The sequence below is a fragment of the Runella sp. genome (assembly GCF_965279615.1).
In the GTDB taxonomy this organism is placed as follows: Bacteria; Bacteroidota; Bacteroidia; order Cytophagales; family Spirosomataceae; genus Runella.
Genome location: NZ_OZ257252.1, coordinates 5,354,725 through 5,375,071, shown reverse-complemented (window position 1 = coordinate 5,375,071; position 20,347 = coordinate 5,354,725). Strand labels below are relative to the sequence as shown.

Here is a 20,347-nt window from a genome sequence, read left to right as displayed (position 1 = left end):
TTCACTTGATTATTAGATCGTCCACGGTCCGCGCATAGGTTGGTCAATCAGGCGATTGGCGCCTTCATCGTCAACAAACAATTGCTTAACGGGGTCGTATTTCAGCGAGCGACCTAAACGCAAAGCCGCCAATCCCATATTAACAATTGTACAGGAACGGTGTCCGTTTTCTTCATTCAACGCAAACTTCTGACGCTTTCTGACCGCTTCTGCAAAATCCGTTACCTGTGGCTCAGAGTCAGGAAAAGTGGCAAGTTTCTTTTCCAGATCAGGAATATCGGAGCGGAAATTAGGATACAATTTACCTTTCGGGCCTTCGATGTATGGGATGTTTTCATCTTTACCTTCTCCGTCAAGAATGATCTTACAACCGTCGGCATAGGTATATTCGATGCGGCGCCATGTACCAACGGCATCAGTGTGTTGTTGCGGCGCATCAATTTCTACACTGATAGGGCTCGTATCATCTTTTCCTAAGAAATACTGAATCGGGTCTAGGTAATGCTGTCCCATATCGCCCAAGCCACCGCCATCGTAATCCCAATACCCTCGGAATGTGCCATGTGTGCGGTGCTCACTGTAAGGTTTATATTGGGCAGGTCCGAGCCACATATCATAATCCAATTCGGCCGGAATCGGCTCAGGTTGGAGATTCGTTTTTCCGACCCAATAAAATTTCCAGTCAAACCCTGTATGGCGGCTCACGGTCACTTTAAGCGGCCAGCCGAGCAATCCACTTTCAACGAGTTTTTTGATGGGTTTTACGGTTGTATTCATCCCATAGAAATTGGATTCAAACCGGAACCACGTATTCAATCTAAAAATACGACCATGTTGTTGAACGGCCTCCACCAGTCTTTTGCCTTCGCCAATAGTACGGGTCATGGGTTTTTCACACCAAACATCTTTGCCCGCCCTGGCAGCGTCAGCGGCAATGATCCCGTGCCAATGCGGTGGCGTAGCTACGTGCACAATGTCCACTTCGGGAAGTTGAATCAATTCACGATAATCGGAGAAGGTTTTTACGCCCGGTTCCAACTGATCAAGAGCCAGTTTCAGATGGCGTTTATCTACGTCACAAATGGCCACCACTTTGGTACCGGCGTAGGGAATGTGTCCTCTTCCCATACCGCCTACGCCTACAATAGCTTTCGTGAGTTGGTCACTGGGAGCCAAATAGCCTTTTCCCAATACGTGGCGCGGCACAATCGAAAAGGTGGCCAGCGTAGCCAACGAACCTTTAATAAATTTTCTTCTGGAGTTAGAAACAGGTATATTTTCTTTCATAAAGCAGTTGCAGATATACTTTTTACCTTTAGTTGATAAGTTAATAACAGGCCATCATTACTCATTTTTCTTAAAAATAAGCGTTGATTTGATCAAAATACTTACTAATACAAAACACTACACTTCTTTGAGAAGAATACTGCTTATAAACCAAAATGTACTAAGCTTATAGCATATAAAGTAACCTTCGGGCACTATTCCTGAGTAAGCGCAGCCCCGGTTCCATTTTCTGAAGCAAAAACTACTTTTCCATAATCGAATGTTACGCCTGTAGCAGGGTCATTGGCAATAAGAAGTGTGCCATCCATATCGACGTAATCCAGCAGGGGGAGTAAATGGGCAATGGACGAAATTCCTACGCTTGTTTCGTTCATACAGCCAACCATGGTTTTCATTCCCAATGATTTTGCCTCGTTGAGCATTCGGCGAGCGGGCGTAAGGCCACCGCATTTGGTCAGTTTTACATTAACTCCATGAAAGTATCCGTGACATTTCAAAACATCCGCTTCCACAATGCAGCTTTCATCGGCAATGCAAGGGAGAGCACTTTTCTCAAAAACGCGCTTCATACCTTCCCAATCTTCTGCTTTGAGGGGTTGCTCAATGAACTCAACGCCCAGCGCCTTTAATTCATGACTCAACCGGATAGCTTGGTCGGCTGTCCAGGCACAGTTGGCATCTACGCGAAAGACGGCGTCGGTATGTTTTCGAAGTTCTTTAATGATTGCTAAATCGTCAGCAGTGCCGAGCTTAATTTTATAGATAGGCCAAGGTAATTCTTTCATTTTCGCGACCATTTTTTCTACCGTGTCTATGCCAATGGTATAATTGGTCATTGGAATAGCTTCAGCGGAAAGTCCCCAAGCTTCGTATAATTTCCGGTGTCGTTTTTTTGCCCATAGGTCGTTTGCCGCTTCATCCAACGCACATTGAGCAAAGGGATTATCTTGAAGAAAAGGATGTATAAAAGCCCAAAATTCTTCGGGCGATTTTAAATCATAACTTTCGATACGTTCGCGAATGTTTTCCAAGGCGTCCACCATACCATCTATGGTAATGCCGTAATACTTATTGGAAGTAGCTTCACCAAATCCTCTTAGCGCCCCATCGCGCAATTCTACAACCAATGTAGGTTGCACATCCCGCGAATCATGGGCAATGGTAAATGTATGACGAAGACGTAAATCGAAGCGGTGAAAAAAGAGTTGCATAGACCTAAACCGAAAAACAGTACCCGTAAATATACACCTCAAACGGATATCAACTGCCGATTTGCCTTAATAATCATTCGAAAAACCGGGTGGGCAAATAATGGAATAAAACGTATAACTAAGCGTAATAGACGTATAATAATACATGTCCTTGGTGGTAGGATTTCCCAATCGGGTCTTTTGAGAAATGGGCACATTATCTCCAAGATCGTCCAGATAATCCGTGAATAATTTACGCGTCCCAAATTCAAATTCGAGGCTCCACGGACGTTTAAATTCCCATTTTACGCCGGCACCAAAGGGAATATTCATCTGTGCGGTTTTATAATCAGCTGTTTTGGTTCGGGGCTTGAATTTGTAAAACCCCAATCCTCCAAAAAGGTACGGTGTCCAATTTTTCGCTTTCCGTTTTTGCGAATAATTCAAAAAATTGTATTCAGTAATCAAATCCCCCTCCAATATAGAAGAACGAAAAGAGGCATTACGTGCCTGATTAAAAGGGTCTGACGAACGGCTGTCCTTCGCCCCTACCACTCCAAAGTTACCTCCAACCCGCAATGAAACCGCCGGACTGACATTGTATCTGAAAAGCAGATGCCCTCCGGGAAGATAGTTTCGAGGATTGAACGCCGGCGACAAGTCACCTTTGTAATTAAATCCACCCAAGCCTGCACCGATATTGATACGTTGCGCTTTAACCTGTAAACAAAAGGCTCCCAAAAGGAAGCCAATCAAAAAAAGTCGGTATTTGCTGTTCACAATTGCTATTTCTTTACTTTAAACTTCATATCATTAACGAAGCGGAGGGCACTTAATTTTAGAAGGCAACACATAACTTACCGTGATACTGGATAAAAGATATGCATCGTTTTTACCGCCACCTCTAGGGTCTCCTTGAGCCCAACCCGATAAAGGATTTGTTGCAAAGGGATCAATGGATGGTTCATTAGGATAGACAATACTTCTTACTATATCTGTACGATCTCTTCCGGTACGCGCCGCTATGGGCTCATTTGTACGATTAGACATAGCACGTGCTAAATCATTTTTCAGCACCGCAGGATCCGGAAAAAATCCACCTATATCATCCAAATAATCGGAACCTACCAAACGAAACCCTCCTTCAGCACTAACATTCCAATTTTCATTTATTTTCCACGTAAAGCCCAATCCAAATGGAATAGAATATGTCACTAATGAATAAGGTTTGGCATACCCGGGTTGTCCTTGTCCTTCAGTTCCGAGTGGTTGAAGTGCGACCCAATTATTGTCATATTCGGGAGATAGTGGCGTTTTGGCTTTTGGGTTATGAGCCAATACCGCGATCCCACCAAACAAATAGGGACTAAATGCAGCTCTTCGGTTAGGGCTTCTGCCATCACCTCGAAACTTAAAAATACCAACTGCACTAAATTCTTTGACATCATTACGAAAATGCAGGTTCCGTACATAAAAATTAGGGAACGGCTTTCCTCCTCGATTGTAATACTCATCATCACCGATAAGTCGTGCCCATGTAAATCCCAGCCTGGCCGCCAAATGTGGTGTAAAGTGTCTTGTATAGCCTGCATTGACATTCCAACGCATCATTTTAAATACAGTTTGGACAGGAGTACGGACCGGAGCTAATTCACCTATATAGCTGGAAGTTCCTAATCCAAAACTCACCGTTGAGTACTGTTCAAAAGGAGTTTTACGACGTTGGGCTTCGGAGGTATACGTCACTAGTAGCGTAAACAACACAGTGCCGACAAGTATCTTGAATTTCATTCGCTTTACTGATTTATGCGTGACTCTGAATCAACGCTTAAATGAATGTTTTTATTGAATGGCGCTACAAAAATCGCGCCGAGAATTAGTTTCGGGCATCTAATCCCCAATGTAATTTGGTACGTAATGTCTGCACAAAATTATCCTGACTCAATTTTACCAAACGTGCCTTAAACAGTTCTTTCTTAACCATTAAGGTAACAGTGGAGTCTACAATACGAAAGCGCGAATCCAGAGAGACCAGAAAGTTGCTGCTTCGGCTTTCTACCCGAAAACTTAATTTGCTTATATCGGGAATAATCATGGGGCGCACATTTAGATTGTGCGGGCTGATGGGTGTGATGACAAACACATCATTGGTTGGCAATACGACCGGGCCGCCGCAACTTAATGAATAACCCGTTGAACCCGTCGGCGTTGAAATAATCAGACCATCTGCCCAGTAAGAATTCAGAAACTCCCCATCCAGATAGGCATGTACCGTAATCATGGAAGAGGTGTCTGTTTTGGTAATGGTGAAATCGTTTAGGGCAAAATTGTAGTCCTCAAACAGGTCTGTATTCGACAATAAGCTTACTAACGTGCGGTCTTCCGTTTGGAAGTTCCCCTGAAAAAGTGCCTCCAGAGAATCATTGATCATAGGAGGAGAGACCGTCGCCAAAAAACCAAGACGCCCCGTATTGATCCCCAAAATGGGAATTTGACGCGAACGCGACTGCATCACAGCTTCCAACAGTGTACCATCGCCACCAATACTGAAAATAAAATCAGCATCGGGAGCGCCGTGTGGATGGGGGTAGTTTTTTTCGGTGTAAGGATCGACACCGGCACTAAGCAAAAAAGAATAAAACGAAGATGAAATAGAAAGTTCTATTTGCCTGCTCTTCAGAATGTCGAAAAAGGCCTGTACGTAAGGCTGCGTGTCGGTTGTAAAACTGCGTCCGTGGATGGCGATTTTCATTGGTATCGCTTCGGGGAAAGATTTGGACGCAAAGGTATAATAATCCTATTTAAGTCAGCGCCTAGGTTTCCAAATACCGCAGTAATAAATCCAGACGATGGCGGTCAGGGTTTTCAAGCGGTTCATTGGCGTAGACATTTTCAACCACGTATCCAAAACGCTCAAGGGTTGCCACCACCGCTGATACTTCTGTGCGGTTGAGTTTAAGCGTCAGCGTAGCTTGGTCGACAGCACCATATTCAGCGCCTGAAAAATAGCTGCTGATTATTTTTGCGTTATTAGATTCTACCAAGCGACTTATATCGGTCATGGAATAATCCCGATTAGACATTTTGAGTACTACCACTGCTCCTACTTCCTGCGTTCCTAACAATCCGGCAAACTTAGCCAACATATCACTTACAACAATTGTCCCGGCGTAGAGATTGTCTTCATCCAACACCGGAACGGTATCTAATTGATATTGGTTGGCAATGCCCATAACTTCATAAATGTGCTGAAATAAATTAGCGTGGACAGGATTAGGCGGTAAATTAAGTTCAGAAAGCAGCTTTTCATCGTCCGGAAAACTCAACAGTGTGTCTTCACTTAAAAGCCCTTTATATACTTCATCTTCCACTAAAGCCAATTGCCGAATGCCGTATTCATCCATTAAGTCAACAGCTTGCCCAACCGAGTCATAAGGTCGTAAAACGGGGGTAGCGGGGTTGATAAGTTCTTCGGCCAGCATGTTTGATGTGTGATTTTTCTGAAAACTTAGAAAAGTTATTTAAAGTTTCCAAGAATATTGCAAGATTTTATTGACGTTGAATCCGTATTAAAACAAAAAACAGCAATTTCCGGCTTTTTCAAATATGATATAAGCAACTAATTTTCAATGAATTTACATCTTAACAACGACAAATTCGACGCGCCGGTTCCGACGGCGCTCACTTTCGGAGGTTCCTTTGGTCACCGGGCGCGTCGGGCCTAAACCTTTGGCTTCAATACGTTGAGCGTCAATGCCTTTGCTGACCAGGTATTTTTTAACTGCATTAGCCCGATTCTGAGAAAGTTCAACATTCTTATCAAAATCACCTAAATTATCAGTATGCCCTTCTACCTTTATTTCCATGTTTGGATTTTCACGCATGAGTTGTGTAAGGCGATCCATTTCGGCGAAAGAAGAAGGCAATAAATCGAATTTAGAAATATCAAAATAGATGTTATTGAGCGTAATGGCTTCTCCTACAGCAACCGGATTCAGTACAATTTCATTTTCTACTTCCTGCCCTCCTTTGGCCTGCGTCAAATCAAACGCACCACTCGTCGGGAAATGACCTTTAGCCGTTGCTACATAAGCGTATTTATTTCCGGCATCCAGATTCAGTTTAAATCGCCCCGAAGAAGCCGATAACTGCATTGAATCCAATCCATTATCACCTCCGGGAAGCAAATAAGTGATTTTTGCCGCAATGGGTTGTTTTGTTTTAGCATCAATAACCGTACCACGCAACGTAACCAACTGTGGTGCAGACTCTTTTTTTGGTTCTGTAGGCAACGGAGTTTCTTTAGGAGCTTCGGCTACAACCGGCGGTTCTGCGTTTTTAGGTTCGGGAACAGGCTGCTTTTTAGGTAATGGACGTTTCGGATTTCGGATATGGACACCAAAATAATTCCAAAACTTTCTGGTTCCCTGGTCTTGTCCTTCATACATATCAAACTCTTCTATTCCGGGATCCAGTCGTTCAAAATAGACAACAAATTTTACAACATCTCCCTGATATATTTTACGCGTTTGTGGAGCAACAGGAATTCCTTCTGCCTTGATAAATCGAAATTTTCGGCTTGCATTGCCCGGTTCGTACAATCGGCAATTGGGGTCAATTTCAATTATGTCAGGTGTAGTACGATTACCCAAAATGATATCTTCCAATGATCGCGGACGTGCCGCAGTATTGAAATCAAGCGTAAAATAGAGAATTGTATAATCATTGGTCAATTCCACTTTGGTGATATTAACATAATATTGAGATTGCTTCTCAACATAAGGACTCAAAGTAGTAAGTTTCTGCGCAAAGGTTTCAATGGAAAGCAACAGAAATAAGCCTAAAAAGTATCGTAATCGTTTCATGGTCAGATGAGAGAATCTTGCCCGAAATAACGCAACCAAACAGCGATTAGTGCGAGAATTGTGTTAAAAATAGTTAATAAATTACTGTTCAATGGTGCTGATTTGACTAATTAAATGAAAAATTTTGAAAATTACAAAATGTATTTAGATATTTGTCTAACTATTTAAATTACATGAATATTCTTTTTAGAGCTCTTAATGACCCCACCCGAAGAAGAATTCTCGAGATATTACGAGAGAAGGATTTTACGGCGGGGGAAATAGCCGATAGATTTGACATGACCAAACCCAGCATTTCTCATCACTTGGATTTATTAAAGCAGGCCGAACTGGTTACGGCTGATAAACAGGGACAATTTATTTATTATTCGCTCAATACTACCGTTTTAGATGAACTGTTAACGTGGATATTTACCCTTAAAAAACCATGAAGAAATCGCTTGAATACCTGATGTGGGCTGCCATAGTCGCCCCTTTGATCTATTTAGCTGTTGTTTGGAATCAATTGCCTGATATTGTTCCCACGCATTTTGGTGTAAGTGGAAAACCTAACGGTTTTGGTCCTAAATGGACATTAGCGATCCTGAGCGTTGTTTCTGTAGGGCTGTATTTTCTGATGCGCTACGTACCTCATTTGGATCCTCGGCTTAATCAAGCCAGTTTATCAGAGCATTACCCAAAATTGATTTTGGTGGTGCTTACTTTTTTTGGAGCCATTCAGATGTTGATCATCCGCTCGGCCATTGAGCAAAAGATAAGCGGGATTTTTATGAACGTAGTTTTTGTGGGTGTATTTCTACTACTGGCAGGAATAGGAAATTATCTCAACACCATCAAATCCAACTATTTTGTAGGAATCCGTACTCCTTGGACGCTTGAAAGCGAAACGGTTTGGCGCAAAACCCATCAACTCGGGAGCAAACTGTTTTTTGCCATGGGAATTATCGGCGCTTTGGTCGTAGTTTGGCTACCTGATCTATGGAAAACTATTTGGACCTTATCCTTGATTTTGACTACCACCCTCTGGATCGTTGTGTATTCTTATCGGGTATATCGACAGGAGCAAAAAGCCTAAAAACGCCTTTTCTATGCTTTAGGGTGAGATTGCTTGAAAATCTTTTTCAGTTTTTCAATGGAATTGTGGGTATAAACCTGCGTTGCTGCCAAACTGCTGTGTCCCAGCAAATCTTTGATGGAATTTAGGTCGGCACCGTTGTTGAGCAAATGGGTAGCGAAGGTATGGCGCAGTACGTGCGGGCTGCGTTTTTGAAGGGAAGTGACGGCCGAAAGGTATTTTTTTACAATTCGTTGAACAAGAATCGGATACGCAGGCTCACCTTTATTGGTCAAAATTAAGATGTTGGTTCCCGGAAATTGCTCTTCTTTGCTGCTTTGGTATTTCTTTATAAGATCGGCTAAATTTTTATAAATAGGAACAATTCGTTGCTTACTTCGTTTGCCTTCTACTTTCAGCGTGAGGTCATAGTAGTTGATGTCCTGATCTTTCAGCGTGAGTAATTCCGCTAAACGCATTCCTGTTCCATAAAGAAGTTCCAAGATCAAACGGTCGCGGATTCCTTCAAAATCCGGCGTAAACTCCATCTCTTCAAAAAGCACTAAAAGGCTTTTTTCTTCGACAAATTGAGGCAGTGGTTTATCAGTTTTCAGTGCCGACACTCGTTGCGTTGGATTCACCGGAATCACTTTACAGCGTACCAAATACCCATAAAAAGACCGCAGCGTGGCCAATTTTCGGTTCACGCTGCGGTGGTGCAATTCTGCCTCTACCAAACTTACCGCCCAACCCCGCACCATGCGAAAGTCGGCCTTCTGAAGTTCTTTGAGGTTGTATGTTTTATCCAAAAACTCGCCGAATTGCTCCAAATCATTCTTATACGCCGTCAGCGTGTGTACACTGAGCCGCTTTTCGTGCGTAATGTGTTGGAGAAATTGGTCGATCATCATTTTTGGTGTCGAATTCAGGTTATTACAACGTTCTGATTCTCATGTTTTTGTACCACGCTTCGTCACCGTGATCCTGAAGGGCAATTTTTCCTTTTGCATGAGGAGTAGCGTAAGGCCATTTAGTGAATTTACTTTTGGCCAATTGCTCTTTCCACGCGGCACTGCCATATTCATATTCCACTACTTTAACGCCGTTGAGCCAATGTTCAATATGATTGCCATTTACTACGATCTTTGCTTTATTCCATTCACCAACGGGCTTGCTCACAAACTTACTTGGCGCCTGCATGTCATAGTTGGCAGCCGTTTTTTGTTTATCATTGATTTTGACCATTTTGCCGTTATCATTAAACGGCGGATAGCCTTCATCGTCAATCACCTGATATTCAGGGCCTGAATGATAGGGTGGGTTATTTGGATCTTCAACAACTTTATAGATTACTCCGCTATTACCTTTAGGGTTTATCTTAAATTCAAATTCAAGTTCAAAACTTTCGAAATCAGCGTCAGTCACCAGATTGCCGGATTTGCCGTGTGTCATCAATGAACCACCCATCACCATCCAGCCACTTGTGCCTGTTTTGCCGTAGCTATGCCATCCTGCAGTGGTCTTGCCGTCAAACAGATTTTTCCACGGCCCGGGTTTAGAAGCGTGAGAGAAAGTAACAACACCCATTAAAAGGGCACTCGTCAAAATGCGAATACTTTTCATGTGCAATTGATTGGTTTTAGTTTTAAGGAAAAAGGGAATACATGGTTTCAATTTACTCATTTTTGACGAGCTACCGCCACCGCAATTTTAGAATCAGCCGTACCATAATACAAAAACCATTTGCCTTTGTACGACGCCAACCCTTCCACAAAGCATACCTGATTGATTTGGCCCGTTATTTCGTATGGTTTATCAGGTTTAATAAAATAATTCTCCGACCGTTCTTTTAATTGAACAGGGTTTTCAGCATCAAACAGGAACTGCCCCGCAGCATACGCTCCTTCGGGCAGATTGGGGTCTCCGGTTTGGGCATAATTCATTCCATTATAAATAAGTACAATACCGTTTTTGGTCAAAAAAGCGGGCGGCCCTGACTCCAGCAAACGCGAATCATGTTTGCCATTGCGCGTAGCCGCTACAGGCACACAATTGACATCCGAAACATTTTGTGGTTTGAACGCAGGGTTAGCGGCTTTGGTGGCAGGATACCAGTTCACCAAATCATCGGAAGTAGCTACGTATAGTTGTGCCTGGTCCCCCCAATACATCCAATATTGTCCGTTGATTTTGGTTGCAATAAATTTATCGCCCACTTTTTTACACACAATCGCTCCCGACTTAGACCAAAAATCACGGTTACCTTTGATGAAATTGGAGAAAGCCAACCCATGTTTCTGCCACTTGACCAAATCGCGTGAGCTTGCCACGCAGAGACGCGCCAAATCACCATCGTAAGAAGTATAGGTCATGACATAACGTCCATCTTCGGTTTCCACGATGCGCGGGTCTTCACAACCACCCTCCCACTCGTATTTTTTCATAAAATCGTTGTCGGGATAAAATACCGGCTCGGGCATTCTTTTAAAATGAACGCCGTCAGTACTTACCGCTAGCCCCAAACGTGATGTTCCTGCATATTTACCTACTTTATCTTCAGCACGGTACACCATATACACTTTGCCATTACGAACCACTACGGCAGGATTAAACACATCTTTCTCCTCCCAATGTACTGTTTCACCTTTTACCGGACATGCAAAGGTGGTGGTAGATTTTGCCTCCAAAATAGGATTGGCAGCATCCAGTTTGTTAAAAGGGCCCAACATCCACGATTGTGATTTCTGGGCAAAAGCAAGGGGAGAAAAGAGCAGAAACAGTACTATTTTTTTCATAAAAAGAAGAAGTTGGAATACAAAAATAAAGGGCTAAAAGCATTGAAAAACAACCCCTTAACCCTTAATTCAATGAATTTGATCTATTTAATCAAAACATAACGAAGCCGCACCGAGCAAACCGGCATCATTCCCTAATGTAGCGCGCTTTATTTCGAGGTCTTTTAAGTAATACGGTGTCAACCAATAGTTTAGTTGTTTGTTTACGGCAGGAATGATATAATCAAACGAAGCTGCCAAACCACCACCGATCAGGATCAGTTTAATGTCCAAAATACGAACCATCGCCACTAGCCCATCTCCCAACATCTCTCCTACAGCCGTCCAGATTTGAAGTGCTAACTCATCGCCTTCTGCGGCCGCAGCCACTAATCCGGTAGTAGAAATGGTCCCATCTTCGGGCAATTTAGTTTCGCCGTTATAGGTACGACGCATGTCGTTGGCTAAGTCGAGCAATTCTTTCTTACCAATGTTGCGTTCGAGCACTTTTCCGTTGCGCGAAGGCACATGGCCCGGCTCCATTGCGTTTCCATCGCCGCCCACAAATACCTTGCGGTTGATGATCGCAGCACCGCCTACACCGGTACCAAGCGTAATGAATATATAGTTTTCGTTGATTTTTTCTTCAGCAAAATAAAACTCTCCCAATGCCGCAGCGTTGGCATCATTTTCAAGGAAAAATTGCACTCCCGCAAATCGTTTTGACAAATACTCCACCAACGGCACATTATCTATTTCCGGAATGGCGGTGATTTCCAAAGGAACCGTACGGTTTCGGTTGATCATTCCCGGTAATCCAATGCCTACTTTCTTTACATTTGGATATTCGTGCAGTTGTATCGCAATTGCGTCGCCAAGTCGTTCTTCAAAGTGCCCGGATTGGCGCCAACTGGCAGTATCGTGGCTATAAAAATTAGAAATTCGTCCCGTTTCCGTGTCCACGACACCCATTTTGACGTTGGTCCCGCCCACGTCAATACCCAAATATTGTTCCATTTTAAATTATAAATCGTTATCTGTTAGTGGTTAATAGTACAAGGCTAAGTGCAAAGTAGCGATTTAACGCGCAAAAATCCTAAACTTAAACAATATCTCCCAACTGTGGGCGTATCAAAATTTCTTCTACTACACTCCCCGCCGAAAGATGATAAGCTGACCAAATTGCTTCTGCAACATCCTCTGCCTTTATAAATCGTTCGGGAGGCAATTCTACTCCTTCCCAACTTGAGGTAAACGTTGCTCCCGGCAAGATTGCTGTCACCCGGATTCCCTTCGTTTTCAATTCTTCGCGAAGCGCTTTAGTGAATCCGTAAAGCGCAAATTTAGAAACGCAATACGCCCCGCTGTTAGGATATGCCGTGATACTTGCCGTAGAGCAAAGGGTGAAAATGTGACCTTTTTTTCGCTCTATCATTCCATCTATTAATCCCCTTGTCAAATAATGAGCACTGTACAGGTTGATTTCCATCATCTCTTCCAAAGTTCCTTCTGAAGCTTCGTGAATTTTCCCCAAGGCATAGAGCCCTGAGTTATTGACCACAATTTCAACCGGACGACCAAGCGACGCAATAAACGATAAAAATGCTTCAATATCTGTTTTTAATGCCATATCGGCGGCTTTTACAAAAAGCTTTGCCGTCGGATATTTTTCCCGAAAGCTATACTGAAGTTCCCGCAAATCGGACTCTGTTCGGGCGCAAGTGACCACGTCGAAACCACCGGCCATAAATCGCTCTACAACGGCTCGGCCAATTCCTTTGGTACCGCTGCTGACAATCACAAGAGGGTTCATCTTAAAAAAATATCATTTTCGTGAAGCAAAGGTCAAGATAAAGTTTTACTTTTGTTGGCTTTTTTGCAAGAAAAAGCTATTTTTAGATCACCAATAGAATTTTTAATCCTTAAAAAACTTACACTTTGTCAATGAATATTTGGCACATTTGTTCTGCCATTATTACTGCTTACCTGTTGGGATCTATTCCCTCTGCCATTTGGTACGGTGAAGCGTATTTTGGGATCGATGTTCGGAAATTTGGGAGCGGGAATGCGGGGGCAACGAATACATTCCGGATATTAGGCAAACGTGCCGGAACAATCGTGCTGTTGATTGACGTGTTAAAAGGCTGGACAGCCACCAAATTGGCCAGCATTCTGTTTTTTTTGGAAGTAATTCAGCCTTCTGAAGTTCCTACCTATAAATTAATACTGGGTTTTGCGGCTGTTTTGGGGCATTTGTACCCTATTTTTGTTCGCTTCAAAGGCGGCAAAGGCGTTGCCACTTCTCTTGGAATGATCTTGGCCATCGACCCACTGGTTGCTTCCGTTTGTATTGCCATTTTTGTATTGGTACTGTTGGTATCTCACTATGTATCACTCAGTTCTATTGTGGCAGCTTTTGCTTTTCCGATGATGCTGTTGTTAGGGGTTTTCGGCAAAGCCAGTACGTTATTGATCGTATTCGGATTTTTTCTGTTTGCAGTGGTGGTTATTACCCACCAAAAAAACATTGTTCGTCTATTGAAAGGCAACGAAAGCCGAGTTTATCTTTGGCGAAGTCGAAAATAGTGACTTTACGGCTTCTTCACCGCCGATAGTTCATAGTAGTTTGAAAGATTATACGTTATGTTTGCGTTTGAATACTAATTTGCGTTCAAATCAGCAACCATACACTTTGAACTACTCGCTAAACAATGTCTATTACCCTTATTCTTATCATTCTTACTGCCGGTATCAGTTGGTATGCATTCCAAAATCCTTCGCTCATGGACAAGTGGGTAATGAACCCGGCTCGCGTTTCTTCCCGCAATGAATATTATCGCTTCATCACTTCGGGTTTTATCCACGCCGATTTTGGGCATTTGATCTTCAATATGTTCAGTTTATATTTCTTTGGCGAGGCCATGGAAATGTTTTTGGGAAGCATTTTCGGTTCCGGCGGCACAATCTATTACTTGGCTTTATACCTTTTGGGTATCGTTATTTCTGATATTCCTACATTCCTTAAACATCGTAAAGACAGTCGGTACAACTCACTCGGTGCTTCGGGAGGTGTATCTGCTTTGTTATTTGCGTTTATTCTACTGGCGCCTCTGCAAAAAGTGTGTTTGTATTTTGCCATTTGCATTCCCGGCTTTCTATTCGGCGCTTTGTACATGGTATACTCTTTTTACGAATCGCGCAAAATGGGCGGAAGAGTTAACCACGACGCTCACTTATACGGAGCTATTTTCGGTATTCTTTTTATGGCACTCTTATTCCCGGCTTCTGTGCCGAATTTTTTCGAACAAATAAGCACTTGGCGATTATTTTAATCCTTTGATATTCTTTCATTTTATTTCATCATGAACAAACTTCGCATTTCGCTTTTATTCTTTGGAATGATTTCTTTTGCATCCTATGCGCAAGAGGTTTCAGGACAATACGCGCAAAGCATTACACCAACAGACCTTGAACGCCACCTGCGCGTCATTGCTCACGATAGTCTTGAGGGAAGAGACACGGGTTCGCGGGGACAGAAAAAAGCGGCAAAATACGTAGCTGATTTTTTTAAATCCGTTGGTTTACAACCCATTGTAACGGACAAAGATGGTTCCAAATCTTATTTCCAACCTTATGCGCTTTATCAGAAAAACTGGGGTGAGGTCTATTTAGCTACCGAAAAAGAGCATTATGAATTTCAACACGATTTTTACCTGAGCGGATTACTGAATGTTCTTTCGGAAGAAAAAGTACCTGTCATTTTTGCGGGTTACGGAATAGAATCCGATAAATACGATGATTATAAAAACGTGGATGTCACCGGTAAAGCCGTGCTTATTCTCGAAGGAGAACCTAAGGCCAAAAACGGAAGTTATTTACTTTCGGGTGACGATAAGGCTTCAAAATGGAGTAACGACGCCATGGCCTGGCAGCGCAAAGCCAGCCTCGCCACAAGCAAAGGGGCAAAATATGTTTTGATCGTTTCGAATTTGACGGGCGATGATTTTACCAAAGAAGTAACCAAGCGCGGTGCAATGAGCCAACGTTTCAATCGCCTTTCGATGAAACCGTCTACCGAGAAAATCGGAGGTACTGCCGCTTTTACCATTTCACGCACGATGGCGCTTGATTTATTGGACATCAAAGAAAAGAAACTGGCAAAAATCGAAAAAGAAATCACTACAAAAAGCCAAAGCTTGGCCGGCAGCCTGCCCGAGCGCACCGTCCGCGTAAAAGCTGAGCGCAAAGAAAACATCGTAATGACCGAAAATGTGCTGGGCTTTTTGGAAGGTACTGACAAAAAAGACGAAGTTATTTTCATTACCGCTCACTTAGATCATATCGGTATTTCGGCAGACGGCCAAATCAATAACGGTGCCGACGACGATGGCTCGGGAACGGTTTCTATCCTTGAACTGGCCGAAGCCTTTGCCAAAGCAAAAGCCGAAGGGCATGGGCCACGCCGCAGCATTGTATTTATGACCGTAACGGGTGAAGAAAAAGGGCTTTGGGGTTCTGAATATTACACTTCCAATCCTGTTATTCCGTTGGCAAATACCGTATGTGACCTCAATATCGACATGATCGGACGCGTGGACAACGCTCACAAATCCAATCCCAATTATGTGTATATTATTGGTTCTGACAAACTTTCGTCAGAATTGCACGCCATCAGCGAAGAAGCCAATAAGAAATCGGTCAATTTTAACCTGGATTATACCTATAACAATCCCAGCGATCCCAATCGGTTTTATTACCGCTCCGACCACTACAATTTTGCCAAGAACAAGGTGCCTGTCATCTTTTATTTTACCGGCGTTCATGAAGATTATCACCGCCCGGGCGACGATGTAGAAAAGATCATGTTTGACAAGCAATCCAAAATTGTCCAATTGGTGTTTCAGACGGCATGGGATCTGGCCAACCGCGATGAACGTATTAAAGTAGACAGTAATAAACCATAAGCATCATTCATCCATAGGGCAGGCTTTACGTCTGCCCACTTGCGTCTACCCAATTCGACGTATTTGGACGACGTGACCGGGCAGACGCAAGGCCTGCTCCTACAACCCTAAACCTCCTTTTTATGCTTACTTTTGATAATCTTGCCGCATTTCGCGCCCACGTTGGGCAGCCACTCGGCACAAGCGAATGGGTGACCATCACCCAGGAAATGGTCAATGATTTTGCCAAAGCCACCGGCGATCACCAATGGATTCATGTTAACATTGAAATGGCGGCAAAGTTCTCGCCTTTTAAAACAACCATTGCCCACGGTTTTCTGACACTTTCGTTCGCTCCTAAATTTATGTATGAAATGTATCAGGTAAAATCCGTGAAAATGGGGCTTAATTATGGTACAAACAAAGTACGCTTTACCTCTCCTGTTCCCACGGGAAGCCGAGTACGGATGATTGCTACCCTCAAAGAAGTGGAAGATCAACAGCCCAACGGAATAAAATCGGTGGTAGACGCGGTTTTTGAACTGGAAGGAAGCGCCAAGCCTGCCTGTGTAGCAGAGTTGATTACCCTGATGTTTGAGTAATTTGCTTCAAATTTACTCCCTGTAGTTTTTTATTCTAAGTGCGTGCCCAAGAAGTTGCACTTTTTGTTGCTTTGATAGCCTACATTTATTCTTCTCAGTAGTATTCCAATAGTACAGAACTCAACCATAGCCTTTAATAAAATGTCACGTTTAGAAAATAAAGTTGCCATCATTACGGGAGGTGCTCGCGGAATCGGCAAAGCTACTGCCGAAATTTTTACACGCGAAGGCGCCAAAGTCATCATTTGGGACATGCTCGACGCGGGCGAACAAACCGCTCAGGAATTGAAAGACAAAGGTTTTTCGGCGGAGTTCATCAAAATCAGCGTAACGGATGTACCAGCTATTGAAGCCGCCACCCGCGATATCTTTGAGCGTTATGGTAAAATTGATATTCTGGTCAACAATGCAGGAATCACGCGCGATAAATCGTTGCTGAAAATGTCGTATCAGGAATGGGCGCAGGTCATTGATATTAATCTCAACGGCGTTTTCAACTGCACCAAAACCATTGTTCCTTACATGGTTGAAAACAAATACGGACGCATTATCTGTACTTCTTCAGTAGTAGGGCAAACGGGCAATTTTGGCCAAACCAACTACGTCGCTACCAAAGCCGCCATCATTGGAATGGTAAAAACGTGGGCCAAAGAGCTTGGCAAATACAACATTACCGCCAACGCCGTAGCGCCGGGATTCATCAAAACCGAAATGACAGATCTGATTCCCGAAGAAGTGAGAAATCAAACCGTGGCAGGAATTCCCGTCAAACGTATGGGAATGCCCGAAGACATTGCCAACGCTTATCTTTATTTGGCTTCGGAAGAAGCGGGATATGTAAATGGTCATACATTGAGTGTGAATGGCGGGGTCGCTTAAAAATAAGTATGCTTGCATACCTTTTTTGAAAAGTGTAACTTTGGCCAAAAGTCAGCAAACATACACACTTCATTATGGCACTGAACGAATCAATGTTGGAAGGTTTGAACTTCAACCTCTCGGAAGAACATCTGGCAGTAAAAGAAGCCGCCCGGGATTTTGCCCAAACCGAGCTTTTACCGGGAATTTTAGAACGCGATAACGCCCAAAAATTTGACCCAAAGCTTCTCAAACGAATGGGCGAATTGGGCTTTTTGGGGATGATGGTTCCGCCGGAATACGGCGGTGGAGGCATGGATACTGTCTCGTATGTGTTGGCGATGGAAGAACTTTCTAAAGTGGATGCTTCGGCTTCGGTGATGGTTTCGGTCAATAATTCGTTGGTTTGTTACGGTTTGGAGGCATACGGTACAGAAGAACAGAAGCGGAAATACCTGACACCATTGGCTTCAGGAGAAATTATCGGCGCTTTTTGCCTTTCTGAGCCCGAAGCAGGCTCAGATGCTACCTCACAACACACCACTGCCGAAGATAAAGGAGATCATTATTTACTCAATGGCACCAAAAACTGGATCACCAACGGTGGAATTTCGTCGGTTTGCTTAGTCATTGCTCAAACCAATCCTGAACTGCGACACAAAGGAATAAACTGCCTGATCGTCGAAAAAGGGTGGGACGGATTTATGGTTGGTAAAAAAGAGGACAAAATGGGCATTCGTGCCTCAGATACGCATTCATTGATGTTTACCGACGTGAAAGTACCCAAGGAAAATCGCATCGGTGCCGATGGATTTGGGTTCAAATTTGCGATGAGTACCCTCAATGGTGGTCGCATCGGGATTGCAGCGCAGGCATTGGGAATCGCGGCCGGGGCGTTTGAACTTTCTCTGAAATATTCACAGGAACGAAAAGCCTTTGGCAAGCCTATTTTTGAACATCAGGCCATCCAATTTAAACTGGCCGAAATGGCTACCAAGATCGAAGCAGCTCGCTTATTGGTATATAAAGCGGCACGTCTCAAAGATGAGCATAAAGATTATGTAGAAGCCGCCGCTATGGCCAAGCTTTTTGCCTCCGATGTAGCCATGTGGGCCACCACCGAAGCCGTACAAATCCACGGCGGCTATGGTTACGTCAAAGAATACCATGTAGAGCGCATGATGCGTGACGCGAAGATCACGCAGATTTACGAAGGCACTTCTGAAATACAAAAATTGGTCATTGCACGAGAATTGATCAAATAGAAGGAGCGGGCTAAAACCCGCTTTTTTATTTCCTGTCTTAAAACAAGTGCTGTAGTGGGTCAGGTTCCACTACATGTGAAGAAGGTTGCTCACAACCTGACCGTTAACCGGAAAAAGGTGACGGTTTCAAATAGTCCTACAATTTATACTCAAACACTTTAAAAATCCCGCTATTTTTATCGGTGCCAAAAATGTTGATTCCTGCTGCAATAAGGCAGCTTGTAGAAATCATATTTATTGGATTTAGTAAAGATTCATGCAAACTGCAAAAAGGCTTCAATAATTCCCCGGTTCTCCCTTCAGAAAAAATATTTTAAAAAAAAAGTACCTCTGAAATACAAAAACTTACAATAGCCCAATAAGGGCAAAAAGCCCAAATAATCCAATTTTTACCATTTTTATAAAAAAAAGTGTGCGTTTTCTTGCAGGATTCGTGTACTTTTTTTTATATTGAAAAAAATTCCACACTTGTATTAGTTTTGTACAATTATTAGTTTTGTACAAATTTTAATGGAAGCCCCTTTTTGGGCATTATACAAGCAACGCACTTAACCATTACCCAATGGAAGATTATAATAAAATCATCGAATCACTCGGCGTGAAGTTTATCAAAGCTCGTCACATCCGAATGCTGCAAACCATCACAATTAAAAACTTTTACGACGTTGAAAACTCGTTGATGATCCTCTATGATGGAGAGGTATTGTTTGCCAACGAAAAAATTGAGGTCGGCGACATGTTATTTATTCCCGGAGGAAAACATGCGACCGTCACTTACAGCAGCGGCGACAGCGTACAACCCAAGGTAGTCAGCAATGAAGAGTTCTTAACTCGTCGTGAGTTATATTTCGACAGCCTGCGCGACGCTACTCAGGTTGGCAAAATTCCTCATTCTTTCGGCTTAGTTGCTTTTGATGCCAAGGTGTTTGATTCGGTCAACTTCTTTACGTCGTTGGACATTCCTCCTTTCATCATCAAAAATAATTCATACCTCGGGCGTCTTATTGGTGAAATTCTTCAGGAAGATTTTAACGAAACGCCGGGACGCGGACGTATCATTAAGATCAAAACCGAAGAGTTAGCCATTGAAGTGATTCGGTATATTTTGAAGAACAAGTTGTTTGTAGAACAACTCGTGACCAATAGTACCTATTTTAAAGACCCTCGTTTGATCGATATTTTTGCCTACATCAAAGATAATTTGGGGGGCGATCTATCCAATAAAGTATTGGCCAACGTGGCCAACGTTTCGGAAGATTACGTAGGGCAATACTTTAAAATGTTAACCGGCATTAACCCTCAGGATTATATTGAATACCAACGCATGGAAGAAGCCGTTACGCTTCTGCGTACGTCGAAAAAGAGTATCCGAGCCATCGGTGCAGAAGTAGGATACAAGGATACCGCCTATTTCTGTCGGCGTTTTAAAATGATGTTTGGAATTCCGGCGGGCAAAATGCGCCGCCGCGAATCACTGATGAACGTTTAAAGGTGAAAAATAGATTGATT

At 43.1% G+C, this 20,347-nt stretch carries 21 protein-coding genes; 9 read left to right on the top strand and 12 right to left on the bottom strand.

Annotated features, from left to right (window positions below; all coding sequences use genetic code 11):
• Positions 1 to 12: 12 nt before the first annotated feature.
• The 7 genes from ACQY73_RS22635 to ACQY73_RS22605 form a co-directional block, all read right to left on the bottom strand.
• Positions 13 to 1,287, bottom strand: coding sequence for a Gfo/Idh/MocA family oxidoreductase (locus tag ACQY73_RS22635; protein WP_428655266.1), 1,275 nt, complete (start codon positions 1,285 to 1,287; stop codon positions 13 to 15).
• 194 nt (positions 1,288 to 1,481) lie between these two features.
• Positions 1,482 to 2,498: a dipeptide epimerase gene (locus ACQY73_RS22630; RefSeq protein WP_428655264.1), complete on the bottom strand. Its 1,017-nt coding sequence runs from the start codon at positions 2,496 to 2,498 to the stop codon at positions 1,482 to 1,484.
• 66 nt (positions 2,499 to 2,564) lie between these two features.
• Complete coding sequence (locus ACQY73_RS22625; RefSeq protein ID WP_428655262.1) at positions 2,565 to 3,233, bottom strand: DUF6089 family protein; 669 nt, start codon at positions 3,231 to 3,233, stop codon at positions 2,565 to 2,567.
• A 57-nt stretch (positions 3,234 to 3,290) separates the two neighbouring features.
• Entirely contained in the window at positions 3,291 to 4,268 is a 978-nt protein-coding gene (locus ACQY73_RS22620) for a DUF6089 family protein (RefSeq protein WP_428655260.1), read from the bottom strand.
• Positions 4,269 to 4,353: 85 nt separating this feature from the next.
• Entirely contained in the window at positions 4,354 to 5,229 is an 876-nt protein-coding gene (locus tag ACQY73_RS22615; RefSeq protein WP_428655258.1) for an NAD kinase, read from the bottom strand.
• A gap of 61 nt (positions 5,230 to 5,290) precedes the next feature.
• Positions 5,291 to 5,959: a CBS domain-containing protein gene (locus ACQY73_RS22610; RefSeq protein WP_428655255.1), complete on the bottom strand. Its 669-nt coding sequence runs from the start codon at positions 5,957 to 5,959 to the stop codon at positions 5,291 to 5,293.
• A gap of 153 nt (positions 5,960 to 6,112) precedes the next feature.
• A complete protein-coding gene (locus ACQY73_RS22605) occupies positions 6,113 to 7,342 on the bottom strand; it encodes an OmpA family protein (protein ID WP_428655254.1) in 1,230 nt (409 codons plus the stop codon).
• Positions 7,343 to 7,515: 173 nt separating this feature from the next.
• On the opposite strand from ACQY73_RS22605, the gene ACQY73_RS22600 reads away from it, so the two are divergent.
• Both ACQY73_RS22600 and ACQY73_RS22595 read left to right on the top strand, forming a co-directional pair.
• Positions 7,516 to 7,773 carry an autorepressor SdpR family transcription factor gene (locus tag ACQY73_RS22600; RefSeq protein WP_428655250.1) on the top strand — a complete coding sequence of 86 codons (258 nt, stop codon included), beginning with the start codon at positions 7,516 to 7,518 and terminating at the stop codon, positions 7,771 to 7,773.
• Positions 7,770 to 8,417: an SdpI family protein gene (locus tag ACQY73_RS22595; RefSeq protein WP_428655248.1), complete on the top strand. Its 648-nt coding sequence runs from the start codon at positions 7,770 to 7,772 to the stop codon at positions 8,415 to 8,417. Before ACQY73_RS22600 ends, ACQY73_RS22595 begins: the two co-directional genes overlap by 4 nt.
• Positions 8,418 to 8,428: 11 nt before the next feature.
• Here ACQY73_RS22595 and ACQY73_RS22590 read toward each other — a convergent pair whose 3' ends face one another.
• From ACQY73_RS22590 to ACQY73_RS22570, 5 genes are all read right to left on the bottom strand, one after another.
• Positions 8,429 to 9,304, bottom strand: coding sequence for a tyrosine-type recombinase/integrase (locus tag ACQY73_RS22590; RefSeq protein WP_428668519.1), 876 nt, complete (start codon positions 9,302 to 9,304; stop codon positions 8,429 to 8,431).
• Positions 9,305 to 9,329: 25 nt separating this feature from the next.
• Positions 9,330 to 10,019, bottom strand: a complete 690-nt coding sequence (locus ACQY73_RS22585; protein WP_428655246.1) for a 3-keto-disaccharide hydrolase — start codon at positions 10,017 to 10,019, stop codon at positions 9,330 to 9,332.
• A gap of 56 nt (positions 10,020 to 10,075) precedes the next feature.
• The gene (locus ACQY73_RS22580) at positions 10,076 to 11,191 is read right to left on the bottom strand and encodes a glycoside hydrolase family 130 protein (RefSeq protein WP_428655244.1); all 1,116 of its coding nucleotides are present in this window, start codon (positions 11,189 to 11,191) and stop codon (positions 10,076 to 10,078) included.
• Between the two features lie 87 nt (positions 11,192 to 11,278).
• Complete coding sequence (locus tag ACQY73_RS22575) at positions 11,279 to 12,187, bottom strand: ROK family protein (RefSeq protein ID WP_428655242.1); 909 nt, start codon at positions 12,185 to 12,187, stop codon at positions 11,279 to 11,281.
• An 85-nt stretch (positions 12,188 to 12,272) separates the two neighbouring features.
• Positions 12,273 to 12,983 carry an SDR family oxidoreductase gene (locus tag ACQY73_RS22570; RefSeq protein ID WP_428655239.1) on the bottom strand — a complete coding sequence of 237 codons (711 nt, stop codon included), beginning with the start codon at positions 12,981 to 12,983 and terminating at the stop codon, positions 12,273 to 12,275.
• Positions 12,984 to 13,114: 131 nt separating this feature from the next.
• On the opposite strand from ACQY73_RS22570, the gene plsY reads away from it, so the two are divergent.
• From plsY to ACQY73_RS22535, 7 genes are all read left to right on the top strand, one after another.
• A complete protein-coding gene (plsY, locus tag ACQY73_RS22565) occupies positions 13,115 to 13,756 on the top strand; it encodes a glycerol-3-phosphate 1-O-acyltransferase PlsY (protein WP_428655237.1) in 642 nt (213 codons plus the stop codon).
• Positions 13,757 to 13,881: 125 nt separating this feature from the next.
• Complete coding sequence (locus ACQY73_RS22560; protein WP_428655235.1) at positions 13,882 to 14,502, top strand: rhomboid family intramembrane serine protease; 621 nt, start codon at positions 13,882 to 13,884, stop codon at positions 14,500 to 14,502.
• 30 nt (positions 14,503 to 14,532) lie between these two features.
• On the top strand, positions 14,533 to 16,134 hold the full coding sequence (locus tag ACQY73_RS22555) for a M28 family peptidase (protein ID WP_428655233.1): 1,602 nt from the start codon (positions 14,533 to 14,535) through the stop codon (positions 16,132 to 16,134).
• A 122-nt stretch (positions 16,135 to 16,256) separates the two neighbouring features.
• Positions 16,257 to 16,715 carry a MaoC family dehydratase gene (locus tag ACQY73_RS22550; protein WP_428655231.1) on the top strand — a complete coding sequence of 153 codons (459 nt, stop codon included), beginning with the start codon at positions 16,257 to 16,259 and terminating at the stop codon, positions 16,713 to 16,715.
• Between the two features lie 141 nt (positions 16,716 to 16,856).
• Positions 16,857 to 17,594, top strand: coding sequence for a 3-oxoacyl-ACP reductase FabG (gene fabG / locus ACQY73_RS22545; RefSeq protein ID WP_428655228.1), 738 nt, complete (start codon positions 16,857 to 16,859; stop codon positions 17,592 to 17,594).
• A gap of 74 nt (positions 17,595 to 17,668) precedes the next feature.
• Positions 17,669 to 18,838, top strand: a complete 1,170-nt coding sequence (locus ACQY73_RS22540; protein WP_428655226.1) for an acyl-CoA dehydrogenase — start codon at positions 17,669 to 17,671, stop codon at positions 18,836 to 18,838.
• Between the two features lie 562 nt (positions 18,839 to 19,400).
• Complete coding sequence (locus ACQY73_RS22535; protein ID WP_013927961.1) at positions 19,401 to 20,327, top strand: AraC family transcriptional regulator; 927 nt, start codon at positions 19,401 to 19,403, stop codon at positions 20,325 to 20,327.
• Positions 20,328 to 20,347: the final 20 nt, after the last annotated feature.